Source organism: Amylolactobacillus amylotrophicus DSM 20534 (assembly GCF_001434555.1).
In the GTDB taxonomy this organism is placed as follows: domain Bacteria; phylum Bacillota; class Bacilli; order Lactobacillales; family Lactobacillaceae; genus Amylolactobacillus; species Amylolactobacillus amylophilus.
Map to the genome: position 1 here is coordinate 109,720 of NZ_AZCV01000001.1, position 15,933 is coordinate 125,652.

Here is a 15,933-nt window from a genome sequence, read left to right on the forward strand (position 1 = left end):
TTTCGTGAGTAAAGAACAAGAACTTTTTCAAAAATTATTGGAACAGATTAAGTTTCCAACTGAGGGGTTCGACCAAGCTACACTTAATTCAGGCGCCATACAGAAGGTGGACATCTACAGTCAAGAACGAAAGTGGATTTTCCATCTTTTTTTTAACCAGGTACTAGAATTTAGTAGCTTCGTCGAGCTAATCAAAGACATCGAGCACCATTTCAGCGGCATTGTTGAAACTGGTGTCGTGGTTCAGACGGAGAATAACGAGGTTGGTAGCAACCTCACAGAGCTGAATAATTATTGGCATTATATTGTTGGCCAAAGTGCCGTATTAAATATGGCGCAAAAGGAAATCATCAAGAAGTATAGTCCGGACTATGTGAATAATGAGTTAGCTATTAAGGTAGACAACAGCGTGGTTGAGGGCTTATTTACTGCGGAGATTCTGAGTGATTTTGCCACTGAAATTGCGCAGTATGGTTTTGGTAAACAAAAATTGACGACGGCCATCGACGATGCGGCCTTTCAGTCAAACCTGCTGAGCTTACAAGAGGCGCACGCTGCACATGAACAAGCTATTAGCAGCGTTTTGTTGGAGCAGGAAAGTCAGAAGGAAAGACAAGTTCGGGCCACAAAAAGCAGTGTCATTGGTAATAAGATTGGGAATGCCAAAGTAACGCAGATGCATGAGATACAAGAGGAGATGTCCAACCTGGTTGTTGAGGGTAATATCTTCAAGATTGAGCTGAGACAGCTGCGCAGCGGTCGCTACATTGTCACGGGGGAGATTACAGACTACACCGACTCGCTTTCATTCAAGCGCTTTGCAAAGGACGACGATGAGGTGGAGACGCTGAAGAGCATTAAATCAGGTGCTTGGGCCAAGCTGAAGGGCAATGTCCAAGAAGATACCTACATGCGTGACCTAGTCTTTAACGTGAATCAGATTGAACTGGTCGAACATGTTGGTCGGACCGAAGAGTATGCTGGTGATGAAAAGCGCGTAGAATTTCACCTCCATTCCAATATGAGTCAATTAGATGCTACGAACAACGTGGCTGATTTCGTCAAAATGGCGGCAAAATTCGGCCAGAAGGCAATGGCAATTACCGACCACGGTGGTGCCCAGGCCTTTCCGGATGCCCACGCCGCGGGGCAAAAGTACGGTGTTAAGATTCTTTACGGGGTAGAGGCCAACATGGTGGACGACCACTCACGGTTGGTCGTTAATCCGGCTGATCAAGAAGTCACTACGACTGAATACGTGATTTTTGACGTGGAAACAACCGGGCTCTCTGCGGTTTACGACACAATCATCGAGATTGGTGCCGTGCGCATGAAGGAGGGAACGGTTATCGCGCGATTCGATGAGTTCATTAACCCGCACCACTCATTAAGTGAAGTTACGATTAATTTGACGAGCATTACTGATGACATGGTCCAGAATGCAGACGATGAGCAAGATGTCATCAAGCGGTTTAACGAATTCATGAGTGGTGCAGTATTGGCTGGTCATAATGTTCAGTTCGATATTGGCTTTATTAATGCTGCGCTAACCCGTGCCAACTTACCCGAAATTACCGTGCCGGTCCTTGATACGCTGGAGATTTCCCGGCTACTCAATCCGGAGCAGACCAATCATAAACTGGATTCTCTGGCCAAGAAATATAACATTGTGTTGGAGCACCATCACCGGGCTGATAGTGATGCCGAAACCACAGGTTATTTGATGTATAAACTGGTCAAACTGTTTGAGGAGCGTTTTAACGAGACCAATCTGCAAAACTTCAATGATTATGCAAAGTATGGTGAGGCTTATAAGCGTGCTCGGCCAACGCATATCTCTGTCATGGCTACAACGCAGGCTGGCTTGAAAAATCTTTTCAAAATTGTGTCGAAGGGCAATACCGAGTACTTCTACCGGGTACCACGAATCACCAAGTCGCAATTAACTGCACTCCATGATGGACTGATCTTTGGTAGTGCCTGTTCAAATGGTGCCGTATTTACGGCGATGATGCAAAAGGGTTATGAAGAGGCCAAACGATTGGCGCAATTCTATGACTATCTCGAGATTCAACCACCTGCAAATTACCAACCTCTGATCGACAGTCAGCTAATTGAAAACGAGGAGAAGCTGCAGGAGATTATTGCCAATATTGTCAAGCTTGGTGAAGAGCTCAATATTCCGGTGATTGCGACTGGTGACGCACACTATCTTAATCCGGAAGATCATATTTATCGTGAAATTTTGATTGCATCAATCAAAAGCAGTCCGTTACGGCGACAGAAGTTACCCGATTTACATTTCCGCTCTACGCAGGAGATGCTCGCTGCCTTCTCCTTCCTCGGTGCCGAGAAGGCTAAGCAGGTCGTGATTACTACCCCTAATCAGTTGGCGGAGCAATTCGATGAGATTACACCCGTGAAAAGTAAACTTTACACACCGGACATGCCGGGCGCTAATGATGAGATTAAACAGTTGAGCTATGATCGGGCACACGAACTTTACGGTGAGGAACTACCAAAGATTGTTGCAGACCGGCTAGAGCTCGAGCTGAACAGTATCATCAAGAACGGTTTCAGTGTAATCTATCTAATTTCGCAAAAGCTCGTATATAAATCAAATAAAGATGGCTATTTGGTCGGCTCACGTGGGTCTGTCGGCTCTAGTCTGGTAGCCACGATGACGGGAATTACGGAGGTTAATCCGTTGCCACCACACTATCGGTGTCCACACTGTTTCTACTCCGAATTTTTCCAGAAGGGTGAATACGGATCTGGGTTTGACCTACCGGATAAGAAATGCCCTAACTGCGGTACCGAGTTGGTGAAGGATGGGCATGATATCCCATTTGCAACCTTCCTGGGTTTCAAAGGTGATAAGGTACCAGATATCGATTTGAATTTCTCAGGTGATTATCAACCCGTGGCTCATGGCTACACTAAGGTACTTTTCGGTGAGGACCATGTCTTTCGGGCGGGCACAATTGCGACTGTCGCTGACAAAACGGCGTTTGGTTACGTCAAGCACTATGAGGAACTAAAAGGCTTGCAACTGAGAAATGCTGAGCTCGATCGTTTGGCTCAGGGGGCGACGGGGGTTAAACGGACAACCGGGCAACACCCAGCTGGCATTATCGTCGTACCAGAAAACTTGGATATTTATGACTTTACACCGATTCAATATCCTGCTGATGATCAAAATGCCGCTTGGAAGACGACCCACTTCGATTTCCACTCCATCCACGATAATATCTTGAAGCTGGATATTCTGGGTCATGATGACCCAACGATGATCAGAATGCTGCAGGATTTGAGCGGCGTTGATCCAAAGACAATTCCGACGGATGATCCAAAAGTTATGCAACTATTCTCCGGCACGGAGTCGCTAGGTGTGACAGAGGAGCAGATTTATTCCAAAACAGGAACATTAGGAGTACCGGAGTTTGGTACTAGATTTGTACGTGGAATGCTTGAAGAGACGCACCCATCTACTTTTGCAGAGTTGTTACAAATATCGGGTCTTTCACACGGAACAGACGTCTGGCTGGGTAACGCTGAGGAACTGATTAACAAAGGTGTGGTAACGCTGAAGGAAGTGATTGGGTGTCGTGATAACATCATGATGGACCTGATTCACTGGGATATGGATCCTCAAATTTCTTTCCAAATTATGGAGAGTGTGCGTAAGGGAAAAGGGATTAAGGAAGAGTGGCAAGAGCTGCTGCAAGAGAACCCGAATGTTCCTGACTGGTATATTGATTCGTGCCTGAAGATTAAGTACATGTTCCCAAAGGCGCACGCAACAGCGTATATTCTAATGGCATTGCGCATTGCTTGGTTCAAGGTATACTACCCAGTCATCTACTATACGGCGTATTTTAGTGTTCGTGCTGACGACTTTGACCTGACAGCGATGAGTCGTGGTAAGAATTCTGTTAAGGCGGCGATCAAGGAGATTACTGAGAAGGGTAACGACGCCAGTGCTAAAGAGAAAAATTTGCTGACCGTGTTGGAGCTTGCTAATGAGTGTCTGGAGCGCGGAATTAACATCAAGACAGTTGATATTGAACAGTCTGACGCGAAGAATTTCAGGATGCTTGATGAGCACACAATTCTGGCTCCTTTCAATGCAGTACCTGGGTTAGGTGACAACGTAGCCAAACAAATTGTGGCTGCACGCGAGGAGCAACCGTTCCTCTCACAAGAGGACTTAGCTTTGCGGGGGAAGGTTTCAGGCAAAATCATCGAATACCTCAGTCAAAGTGGGGCTCTCAGAGACCTACCTGAAGAGAACCAATTATCGTTATTCTAACTAAAATTTATCATCAACAAGCATAGTTGCAGTGATTAAAGGTCCTGCGGTTATGCTTTTTTCTGCTTTCGGCTAAAAACCACAAAATTATGATAGCCAATTGAAAAAAAAGTATATCATTAAAATAATACGAAAATAAATGAAAAAGGTGACTTTATGCTGCGAGATTTTGTGATTAAAAATAAAGGATTTTTTACTATAGCGGTATTATTTAGTGTAATTGGCATGGCTAGTGCTGCAGGAAGTTCTTTGATTATGGTTCGTGCCGTGAATTCCCTGAATCAAAATAGCTTCACCAAGTTTATCCAACTCAACTTGTTGTGGTTTCTTGTGGCAATTATCTCAGACTCAACTTCATATTTTTTCGGAGTTTATGCAGAAAAGATGGTGATGAGTCGTCTGACCGGTTATATTTTTGTTGGCGGCGGGATTGCAATCTTAATCAGTCTTTTCTTTGGTGCTGTTGTGGCAGGTTTTGTTCTACTTGTAACTATCGTAGTCTGGTTGATCAGTACGATAGCTATTGTAGGAAAGACGTCTGGCAAAAAGCCTAAATAGAGCTACCCTGGAAAAATTGACACACCCGATTTAGTCCTAGTTCTTGCACAACTGGCGGATATATGCTACTATATAACAGATGTGAAAAAGGTTCGAGTGAGCAGAAATGCTCACTCTTTTTATTGCAAGAAAGGAGCATTGTTTGACTGAAGTAGTAGATGTTGTTAAACAGGCTATTCAACCAATTATTGATGAGAGAGGCCTTGAACTGGTCGATATGGAATACGTGAAGGAGAAAGCTACTTTTTACTTACGGATTTACATCGATACGGTCGGCGGAATCGACATTGAGGAAATTGCCGCCGCGAGCGAATTAATCAGTGAGAAGCTGGATGAGCTTGATCCCGACCCGTTCCCTGTACCATATTTACTGGAGGTATCTTCTCCTGGTATTGAGCGGCCGATCAAGACTGCGCAGGACTGGCAAAAGGCCTTAAATTCGTATATTCACGTCGGGCTTTACCAAAAAATGGATCAACAAAAAGTCTTCGAGGGCACTCTTTTGGCCTATGATGACGAAGAAATATCTTTGCAAATTAAAATCAAAACACGTACTAAGGAAATTAAGATACCTAGAAAAAATATTGCGAAGATTCGGTTTGCGATTGAATTCTAGAAAGGATTAAGACATGTCAAAGGAAATGTTAGAGGCGTTTGACTCACTAGAACGCGAAAAAGGAATCAAGAAAGAAGTTATCATCGCTGCGCTGGAAGCTGCGCTAATCTCCGCCTACAAGAAGAACTACGGGCAGGCGCAAAACGTCGAGGTGAAATTCGACGAGCAAAAGGGTAATATCAAGGTGCTGGCTGTTAAGACCGTTGTCGAGGAGGTCCAAGATGACCGCCTAGAAGTGAGCCTAAAAGATGCACTAGCAATCAACCGCGCCTATGAGGTCGGGGATGAAATTCGTTTCGAGGTTACACCAACTAACTTCGGCCGGATAGCTGCCCAAACTGCTAAACAGGTTATTATGCAGAGAATGCGTGAAGCTGAACGAGCAAATATTCTTGATGAATACGCTCAATATCAAGATGAGTTAATGTCTGGTACTATTGCCCGCAAGGACAACCGTTATGTTTATGTAAATATCGGTAAAGTCGAAGCTGTTATGGGAAAGAACGATCAGATGCCTAATGAAGTCTATAACCCACAGAGTCGGATTAAGGTGTTGGTCACGCAAGTTGGTAGTGATTCACACGGCTTGAAAATTTCTGTCTCACGTACTAGTCCAGAACTTGTAAAGCGTTTATTTGAACAAGAAGTTCCCGAAATATATGATGGTACTGTTGAGATTGTTTCAATCGCGCGAGAAGCCGGAGACCGGACCAAGGTTGCTGTGCGGTCTGACAATCCAGATGTCGATCCCGTCGGCACCTGTGTGGGTCCAAAAGGTGCACGGGTACAGACTATCGTGACAGAGCTACACGGTGAGAATATTGACATCGTGAAGTACGAGGATGATGCCTCCGATTACATTGCTAATGCGTTGAATCCGGCTGAAGTAATTGCCGTCCAATTCGATGAGGAGAACAAGAGTTGCCTGGTGATTGTCCCTGACTATCAACTTTCATTAGCTATTGGTAAAAAGGGCCAGAACGTCCGACTTGCCGCCCGCCTCACTGGTTATAAGATTGATATCAAGCCCGAATCAGAAGTTGAATTCGTTGATGAGGATGTCGATGCTGATTACGATGATGCTGAGCCTGAATCAACAGTTACTGAGGATTCAGAAGTTATTGAAGATGATTTGACAGAAGAGCCCAGCACCGATGAGGAAGAAACTACGGAAGAGTAGGTGATTTCAATGAAACAAAGAAAGATTCCTTTAAGAAAAGACTTGTTGACTGATGAAATGCTCCCAAAGAAGGAAATGGTGCGCATTGTCCTGAATAAGGAGGGGGAATTGAGCGTTGATCCGACCGGAAAGAAACCCGGCCGTGGTGCATATGTCTCACTCAAACCGGAAGTCATTCAAGAAGCACAGAAGAAGCAGATTATTGAGAAGGCCTTGAAGACTAAAGTTAGTCCAGACTTTTACCAAGAGCTTTTCGACTACGTCGACCACAAGAAGGCCCGACTAGAATTATTCGGTGAAAATTAATTGATAGACAACAAACAAAAGGTACTAAATTTGCTTGGCTTGGCCCAAAAGGCTGGCAAAGTAATTAGCGGCACGGAAATGGTGGCGCATGCTATTCAGGGGAAAACGGTCAACCTCGTTTTGCTCGCAAGTGATTCAAGTGAAAACACAATTAAGGAATTCGCGTTTTTGAGCGATAAATTCCAAATTCAGCTAGTAAGCACGTTCAGTAGTCAGGAAATCTCCGATGCCCTGGGCAAGAAACGAAAGGTCGTTGCTGTACAAGACCGTGGCTTTTCACGTGCAATGCTGGATAAATTAAACAAGGAGTGTGATTAGATGACGAAAGTAAGAATATATGAGTTAGCTAAAGAATTGGGCGTCGAGAACAAAGTCGTGGTCGACCAGGCAAAGGCATTGGGATTTGACGTCAAGAGCCACATGTCATCATTAGATACAGACCAAGAGAAGACAATTATGAGTAAGTTGGGGAAGAAACCAGCTGCTAAAAAGACTGCACCTAAGCCGGTTGAAAAGCCAGCAACGAAGCCAGCATCAACAGCAAAGCCTGCTTCAACTCCTAAGAAAGCAGACGACGGCAAGGTGAAGATCAGCGTTAGTTCAATGAGACGCCGCGATAATAAGCCTGCGCAAGGTGGTGCTAATCATAACCGGTCAAATAATAACCAAGGTCGAAATCGCGGCAACAACCAAGGTCAGGGACGAAATAATCAGAATCGTCAAGGCCAAGGTCGTGGTAACCAAACGAACCAGAGAAACAACAACCAACAGGCTGCACCAGTACGCTCTAATAATGCCACAAAGCACCTAGAGCAATACAAGCAGCATCAAAGAGATGAGCAGCAAAGTGCGTTACGGCGTGAAGAAGAGCTGCGTCGTAATCAGAGTCAGCAGCAAACAAGAAAGCCTGCAGAGAAGAAACCAACTGCTCGTCCGAATACAAATCAGGCCAGGTCAAATAATAATCGCCCTGCTCGCCCAGTAAAGCCAAATCCAACTCCTATCACTCCAATTCCACCTGTCGAGGTGAAGAAGTCTGAGGGAGAGGGACGCAAGAAAACCTTCAGAAATCAGAATAAGCCTGCTTTTCGTCGTAATGACTGGTCCAGAAAGAAGAACAAACGCAGACAAGAAGTTCCTGTTGTGAAGAAGGATCTACCACAACGTAAAGATCGGCCACTACCAGAAGTCTTAGTTTTCGAGGAGGGTATGAACGCCCAAGATATTGCTAAGTTGATTCACCGTGAGCCTGCTGAGATCGTGAAGAAATTATTCATGCTCGGCGTTATGATTAACCAAAACCAATCATTGGACAAAGATACCATCGAATTACTTGCTGAAGATTATGGCATCAAATCTGAAGAGAAAGTGACCGAAGATATCTCTGATATCGACACACTTTTCGAAGAAGAATTAGCAAATACTGAACACCAAGAAAACAGACCACCAGTCGTGACCATCATGGGGCACGTTGACCACGGTAAAACCACGTTACTTGACCAATTAAGAAACTCTCACGTAACTTCTGGTGAAGCCGGTGGAATTACGCAACACATTGGTGCTTACCAAGTTAAGCTTGATAACAGATTGATTACTTTCCTGGATACGCCAGGACACGCCGCATTTACCAATATGCGAGCTCGTGGTGCCGACATTACCGACATTATCGTCTTGGTGGTTGCTGCTGACGATGGTGTGATGCCACAAACTATCGAAGCCATTAACCACGCGAAGGCTGCAGGTGCACCAATCATCGTTGCTGTGAACAAGATTGACAAGCCTGATGCCAATCCAAATCACGTCATGGAACAATTGATGGAATACGGTTTGGTTCCTGAAGAGTGGGGTGGCGAGACCATCTTCGTGAAGATTTCTGCTAAGCAGGGTCTAAACATTGATGAGCTCCTCCAAATGATCCTGTTACAGGCCGATGTGATGGAGCTAAAGGCTAATCCTAACCAAAAGGCCATTGGTACAGTTATCGAAGCCCGACTAGATAAGGGTAAAGGTCCTGTGACCTCGCTGCTTGTGCAACAAGGAACGCTCCATATCGGTGACCCCATCGTCGTTGGTAACACATTCGGTCGTGTCCGGGTCATGACGAATGATCGTGGTCGACGTGTCAAAACGGCGCTGCCATCAGAGCCCGTGGAGATTACTGGTCTGAACAATGTACCGGAAGCTGCCGATAAGTTCGTGGTCTTCGATGATGAGAAGACTGCTCGGGCAGCTGGTGAAGAACGGGCCAAGAAGGCGCTCATTAAAGAACGGAATAATGTACATCACGTTACACTCGACAACTTGTTTGATACAATGAAGCAAGGAGACCTTAAACAAGTTGATGTGATTATTAAGGCTGACGTGCAAGGTAGTGCCGAGGCAATCTCAGGTTCACTGCAGAAGATTGACGTCGAGGGTGTCAAAGTGAACATCATCCACTCTGCAGTTGGTGCAATCAACGAGAGTGATGTTACCCTGGCAAGCGCAAGTAATGCCGTTATTATTGGTTTCAACGTGCGACCAACTCCACAGGCAAAGCAACAAGCGGATGAGGAAAAGGTTGATATCAGACTGCATAACGTGATCTATAAGGCAATCGATGAAATCGAAGCAGCCATGAAGGGCATGCTCGAGCCAACTTTTGAAGAGAAAGTTACTGGTAACTTGATTGTCCGTGAGACATTCCACGTGACGAAACTGGGTACTATTGCTGGAGCACTTGTCACAAACGGTTATATTCAAAGAGATAGTGGTGTCCGTCTGATTCGTGACGGCATCGTCATCTATGAGGGCAAGCTCAGTTCATTGAAGAGATTCAAGGACGACGTGAAGGAAGTTCGCTCTGGCTTTGATTGTGGACTCATGATTGAAAACTACAACGATATCAAGGTTGACGACGAAATCGAAGCTTATGTAATGGAAGAAGTTCCCGTAGACTAAGAGGTGAATGCCATGAAACATCGTGTAGGTAGAGTTGAACAAGAAACATTGCGCGAAATTACGGATATTTTACGTAAAAAAATTCGTGACCCGCGGGTGGCTGACGTCACAATTACCGCTGTTGAGGTAACGAAGGACCTGTCGTATGCCACCATCTTCTACAGTACGCTAAACGACGATCCGGCAAGTATTGCGGAAGTCGAGGCTGGACTAGAGAAAGCTAAGGGTATGATGCGTCACGAATTAGGTCAAAGATTAACAATTTACAAAGTGCCAGAATTAATTTTCAAACGCGATCAATCGGTCGAGTATGGCTCCAGAATAGATGAATTAATCAGAGGCTTAAATAATAAAGACTAAAACGCCTTGGGCGTTTTTTTTATTGAGGTGGATAAGATGAACGGACTGATTTTAATTAATAAACCGGTTGGGATGACGAGCGCAGACGTAGTTTATAAGCTACGTAAAATCCTGCATCTTAAAAAAATCGGTCACGCTGGCACGCTAGATCCAGCGGTCAGCGGCGTTTTGCCAATTGCGGTTGGCCAGGCGACGAAGTTAATTGATCGCTTACATGAGCGTTCGAAGCAGTATCACGGTACAGGCCGATTGGGCCTGCAGACTGACACTGGCGATCTCTCGGGAAGAGTCATTGCGAAACAACAGGTGGAACGACCAGTAACATACGACCAATTGGCGACTGCGCTCGAGAGTCTCACGGGTGCGGTTCAACAGGTGCCACCGCTATATTCCGCCGTGAAGGTCAATGGTCGAAAGCTATATGAGTATGCGCGGGCTGGTGAAACCGTTGAAGTCCCCGCCCGCACGGTTAATGTGGAGGAATTCGTTCTGACCGGCGAGCCACTTTTTGATGAAACTAGTCATGTGGAAGACTTCAGTTTCGGTGTGACCTGTTCAAAGGGAACGTACGTCAGAACCTTAGTGGAACAGGTCGGGACAGAACTCAACTTACCTGCGGTCATGACTAAGCTTGTGCGGACAAAAAGTGCTGGTTTTGACTTGACGCAAACTGTTACAATAGAAGACGTTGAGCAAAATATGGCAAATCCCGCACAATTTCTACTCCCACTTGATGCTTTGTTTACGGATCTAGTGAAGGTCGAGCTGTCAAAAGGACAGTGGCAAAAAGTGCAGAATGGCGCGGTATTACAGCTGCAGGATATTAGTGCGGACGAACAGGAGATTGCACTCGTTTTCGGCGGCAAGATTAAGGCAATCTACAAGCGAATGGCGGGCAGGACCGACCTGTATGTTCCCGGTTTAATGTTGCTCCAGAATGACTAAATAAATGTGTTAAGGAACTGATTTAATGAAGGTAATTGATGTTGAATTTCCGTTTGCAAAAAATTTAATCACAACCAAGCAAGTCGTGCTCGTTCTCGGCTTTTTTGATGGTGTTCACCTTGGTCATCAGCGTTTAATTGCCGCAGGTCTGAAGGAGGCCAAGTCAAGGAATCTGCCGTTAATGGTGATGACCTTTGATAAGCATCCGCGTGTGGTGTACGCTCATGAGACCAACTTCGCCTACCTCACCACCATCCCGGAGAAAGCTGCTGTAATGGCCAAACTGGGCGTAGATTATCTGGCGGTCTTCAAGTTTAACGAGCAGCTGGCGCATTTGGCGCCACAGGATTTCGTTGATCAGGTAATCTTGGGCTTGAATGCCGCCGTTGTGGTGGCTGGCTTTGATTACACCTACGGTGACAAGAATATTGCCAATATGCGTCATCTGCCTGAATTTAGTCACGGCCGGTTTGATATTGTCGAGTTACCGGAGCAGGTTTTTGCAGGGCGAAAAATTGGCTCGACAATAATTCGGCAGGATTTGTTAAATGGTGATGTGACGGAGGCTAATCAACTTCTTGGTTATCCTTACTCAATTACTGGCAAGGTGGTTACCGGTAAGCAACGTGGGCGTACAATCGGTTTTCGGACCGCAAATCTTGCATTGCCGGAGCATAAGCTAATCCCGGGTATCGGCGTCTATGCGACTAAGTTGTTGGTTCACGGGCAATGGCACGAAGCAATGACCAGTATCGGCTATAACATCACATTCAACGATACGCAGCAGATCTTCATCGAAACGAATATCTTCGACTTCGATGAAGATATTTATGGCGAGACAATCACGGTCGCGTGGTATAAATTTCTCCGCGGGGAGAAGAAGTTGGCCGGGCTTGCTGGATTGAAAGAGCAGCTAAAGAAAGATGAACAAGCAACAAGAGCTTACTTTAACAATATTTAAGCTCTTTTTTATTTGACAATCTTTTTGATAGTTGTTATATTCTAATAGTTAGCACTCTGAATAGTTAAGTGCTAATAAAGAGGTGACTGGATGTTAACAAAGCGACAGGAGCTTATCTTGAAGATGATCATCAAGAATTTCACTAATGATCATGAGCCCGTTGGATCGAAGACTTTAATGGAGCAATTGCCGATTAAAGTTTCGTCCGCAACCATCAGAAACGAAATGGCTACGTTAGAGGAGCTCGGCCTGATTGAGAAGACGCATTCTTCATCGGGACGAATTCCGTCGAGCGCTGGCTACCGTTTCTACCTGGATTATCTGGTAGAACCCATTAGCATTCCTAATCAGGTTTATCAGAAGGTTCTGTCAAACCTTGATCGACCATTTCACCAAGTGAATGAGATTGTAGAGGAAGCTGCTAAGATTCTATCGGACTTGACTAGCTATACTGCGTTTGCTGCTGGTCCTGAGCTAAATAATGTAACCGTCACAGGCTTTCGCATAGTGCCGTTACCCAATCATCAAATTATGGCAATTCTGGTAACGTCTGACGGTAGTGTTAGAAGCCGCGTATACAATATTCATCGTAGTGTCAGTGGCGATGAGATTGAGAAGGGGGTCAGAATTATCAACGATAAGTTGGTTGGTAAGAGTGTCTTAGCAATCAACCAGATGAGCATCGAAGAGTTGGTTGGGACAATTGATGGTAGTAATTCTGCTGCGGCTCAAATTATTGACCTGCTATCCGATGTGTTTAAGGACGCCGCGTCTGAACAACTCTATGTCAATGGTCAGATTAATTTGTTGAATAATTACAATGCCAGTAATGTTGATCAACTAAAGTCTTTGTACCAGATGCTTGATCATGAGAGTTATCTGACCGATTTGCTTACAATGGATGATCTGGATGATGTGCAGGTTGGCCTAGATTTTCCGGTTCGGGTCAAGCTTGGCAATGAATTGCCGGGAGATCTGCTGAAAGATTATAGTCTGTTGACCGCTAATTACTCGGTAGGGGATCACGGTAGCGGCATTATCGCTTTACTAGGGCCCTCAAACATGCCGTATTCACAGATGATTAGTCTGATGGAGTACTTTAGAAACGAGCTAGCTAAGAAATTACTAGATTATTATGGAAATTTCCAATAACTAAGGAGGATCGCTTTGGAGCATACGAAAGATGAATTTCCATCTGAGAAGGATTTAGATTCAACCAAAACAAAAACGCCGACACAAGCTGAGCAAAAGCCGCAGGGCGCTAATAACGAGGATCAGCTAGAACAGAAACCAAAAAAGAAGTCTAAGAAGCAGGAGTCAACGGAGCAGGATGATAGAGTGGCTTCTTTGACCAAGGAAATTGAGTCATTGAAGACTGAATTAGCCGACTTTGATGACAAGCTACTACGCGCCCAGGCCGAGATGCAAAACATGCAGTCCAGGCAGAAAAAGGAGACTGCTAGTATGCTAAAATATGCTGGTAGTGATTTAGCCAAAAAAGTTTTGCCTGCCGTTGATAACTTAGAGCGAGCTCTCGATATCAAAGTGGACGATGAGGCCAGCAAGCAATTTAAGAAGGGTGTTCAAATGACGCTCGATAATCTGTTGGCCGCACTCACAGAAGAGGGTGTAACCGAAATCGCAGATGATTCAGTCAAGTTTGATCCAAGTATTCACCAAGCGGTTCAGACCGTCCCAAAGGACGCCGATCATGAAGCGGACCAGGTAGTCTCAATCCTACAAAAGGGCTACAAGTTTAAGGACAGGGTTATTCGTCCGGCCATGGTCGTGGTCGCCCAATAAGCACATCTCTTAGTTTCACTTAAGTTTGTTCATCAAATTAAAAAAAAAAGAATCGAAAGGAAGTATTTTTTAAATGTCAAAAGTAATTGGTATTGACTTAGGTACTACTAACTCAGCCGTTGCTGTCTTAGAAGGATCAGAACCAAAAATTATCACAAACCCTGAAGGTAACAGAACTACCCCATCTGTTGTTTCATTCAAGGATGGCGAAATTCAGGTTGGTGAGGTTGCAAAGCGCCAAGCCGTCACGAACCCAAATACAGTTATCTCAATCAAGAGCCACATGGGTGAACCGGGATACAAAGTTAGTGTTGATGGCAAGGACTACACACCACAAGAAATCTCCGCAATGATTTTGCAATACATTAAGAAATTCGCTGAGGATTACTTGGGCGAACCCGTGACAGAAGCTGTTATCACCGTTCCTGCCTACTTCAACGATTCACAAAGACAGGCGACCAAAGATGCTGGTAAGATTGCCGGATTAGACGTTAAGAGAATTATCAACGAACCAACTGCTTCTTCGCTAGCATATGGCTTAGACAAAGACGATGCCGACGAGAAGATTCTGGTATATGACTTAGGTGGTGGTACGTTTGATGTGTCCGTCCTAGAGCTCGGTGATGGTGTCTTCCAAGTCCTTTCGACTAATGGTGATACTCATCTTGGTGGTGACGACTTTGACCAAAAAATAATTGACTACCTTGTTTCTGAATTCAAGAATGAACATGGTATCGACCTCTCGAAGGATAAGATGGCCTTACAAAGACTGAAGGATGCTGCTGAAAAGGCTAAGAAGGATCTCTCAGGGGTTACTAGCACTCAGATCAGCTTGCCGTTTATCTCTGCAGGTGAGAGCGGCCCATTGCACCTAGAGACTACTCTTACACGTGCTAAATTCGATGAATTAACCCATGATCTGGTTGAAAAGACTAAAGTAGCACTTGATAACGCCATGAAGGATGCTGGTCTATCAAATTCCGATATTGATAAAGTAATCCTAAACGGTGGTTCAACGCGAATTCCCGCTGTTCAAGAAGCAGTCAAGAACTGGACTGGCAAAGATCCAGACCATTCAATTAACCCAGATGAAGCCGTTGCACTTGGTGCAGCCATTCAGGGTGGTGTAATTTCCGGAGACGTGAAGGATATCGTGTTGCTTGATGTCACCCCATTATCACTTGGTATCGAGACGATGGGTGGTGTATTCACCAAGCTAATCGACCGGAACACGACTATTCCAACCAGTAAGTCCCAGGTGTTCTCAACCGCCGCTGACAATCAACCAGCTGTTGATGTTCATGTCTTGCAAGGTGAACGTCCAATGGCTGCCGACAACAAGACACTTGGTCGTTTCCAATTAACTGATATTCCTGCTGCTCCACGTGGCGTACCACAAATCGAAGTTAAGTTCGACATCGACAAAAACGGTATCGTCAACGTTTCAGCTAAGGACCTTGGTACTAAGAAGGAACAAAAGATTACCATCCAAAGTTCATCAGGTCTTTCAGACGAAGAAATCGAAAAGATGAAGAAGGAAGCCGAAGAGCACGCTGAGGAAGATAACAAGAAAAAAGAAGAGGTTGATCTCAGAAATGAAGTCGAGCAAATCCTCTTCCAAACTGACAAGACACTTGAAGAGCTCAAAGGTAAGGTATCAGACGACGAGATAAAGAAGGCAACTGATGCTAAAGATGCTTTGAAGAAGGCTCAAGAAGATAACAACCTAGAAGAGATGAAGGCTAAGAAAGACGATTTGAACAAAATTGTGCAAGACTTAACTGTGAAACTCTATCAACAGGCTCAAAGTGAGCAATCAGGGGCACAACCTGGAGCAGACTCAACCGATGGCGGTCAAAAGGACGATAATACTGTCGATGGTGACTTCAAGGAAGTAGACCCAGATAAAAAATAAATCAAATTAATCAAAGGACGTCTTGTTCTTTGATTTT

At 44.9% G+C, this 15,933-nt stretch carries 13 protein-coding genes; all 13 read left to right on the plus strand.

The features are described 5' to 3' along the window. Positions 1–4 precede the first annotated feature (4 nt). On the plus strand, positions 5–4,312 hold the full coding sequence (locus FC62_RS00540; protein ID WP_056946254.1) for a PolC-type DNA polymerase III: 4,308 nt from the start codon (positions 5–7) through the stop codon (positions 4,310–4,312). A gap of 156 nt (positions 4,313–4,468) precedes the next feature. Continuing rightward, positions 4,469–4,870 (plus strand): hypothetical protein, encoded by a 402-nt coding sequence (locus FC62_RS00545; protein ID WP_056946253.1) that lies wholly within the window; start codon positions 4,469–4,471, stop codon positions 4,868–4,870. Between the two features lie 142 nt (positions 4,871–5,012). Continuing rightward, entirely contained in the window at positions 5,013–5,486 is a 474-nt protein-coding gene (rimP, locus tag FC62_RS00550) for a ribosome maturation factor RimP (RefSeq protein ID WP_056946252.1), read from the plus strand. A 13-nt stretch (positions 5,487–5,499) separates the two neighbouring features. Then, positions 5,500–6,666, plus strand: coding sequence for a transcription termination factor NusA (nusA, locus tag FC62_RS00555; protein WP_054744963.1), 1,167 nt, complete (start codon positions 5,500–5,502; stop codon positions 6,664–6,666). 9 nt (positions 6,667–6,675) lie between these two features. Continuing rightward, positions 6,676–6,972, plus strand: coding sequence for an RNase P modulator RnpM (gene rnpM / locus FC62_RS00560; protein WP_054745298.1), 297 nt, complete (start codon positions 6,676–6,678; stop codon positions 6,970–6,972). A gap of 3 nt (positions 6,973–6,975) precedes the next feature. Continuing rightward, complete coding sequence (locus FC62_RS00565) at positions 6,976–7,290, plus strand: ribosomal L7Ae/L30e/S12e/Gadd45 family protein (RefSeq protein ID WP_054745300.1); 315 nt, start codon at positions 6,976–6,978, stop codon at positions 7,288–7,290. Continuing rightward, positions 7,291–9,912, plus strand: coding sequence for a translation initiation factor IF-2 (infB, locus tag FC62_RS00570; RefSeq protein ID WP_056946250.1), 2,622 nt, complete (start codon positions 7,291–7,293; stop codon positions 9,910–9,912). It abuts the gene before it with no gap. Positions 9,913–9,924: 12 nt separating this feature from the next. Continuing rightward, positions 9,925–10,272, plus strand: a complete 348-nt coding sequence (gene rbfA / locus FC62_RS00575; RefSeq protein ID WP_054744965.1) for a 30S ribosome-binding factor RbfA — start codon at positions 9,925–9,927, stop codon at positions 10,270–10,272. Between the two features lie 36 nt (positions 10,273–10,308). Beyond that, complete coding sequence (gene truB / locus FC62_RS00580) at positions 10,309–11,217, plus strand: tRNA pseudouridine(55) synthase TruB (RefSeq protein WP_056946248.1); 909 nt, start codon at positions 10,309–10,311, stop codon at positions 11,215–11,217. A gap of 25 nt (positions 11,218–11,242) precedes the next feature. Continuing rightward, positions 11,243–12,178, plus strand: coding sequence for a riboflavin biosynthesis protein RibF (gene ribF / locus FC62_RS00585; protein ID WP_056946241.1), 936 nt, complete (start codon positions 11,243–11,245; stop codon positions 12,176–12,178). 90 nt (positions 12,179–12,268) lie between these two features. Continuing rightward, positions 12,269–13,330: a heat-inducible transcriptional repressor HrcA gene (hrcA, locus tag FC62_RS00590; RefSeq protein ID WP_054744967.1), complete on the plus strand. Its 1,062-nt coding sequence runs from the start codon at positions 12,269–12,271 to the stop codon at positions 13,328–13,330. Between the two features lie 15 nt (positions 13,331–13,345). Then, positions 13,346–13,981: a nucleotide exchange factor GrpE gene (grpE, locus tag FC62_RS00595; RefSeq protein WP_056946236.1), complete on the plus strand. Its 636-nt coding sequence runs from the start codon at positions 13,346–13,348 to the stop codon at positions 13,979–13,981. Between the two features lie 73 nt (positions 13,982–14,054). Continuing rightward, positions 14,055–15,896 (plus strand): molecular chaperone DnaK, encoded by a 1,842-nt coding sequence (dnaK, locus tag FC62_RS00600; protein ID WP_056946228.1) that lies wholly within the window; start codon positions 14,055–14,057, stop codon positions 15,894–15,896. Positions 15,897–15,933 lie beyond the last annotated feature (37 nt).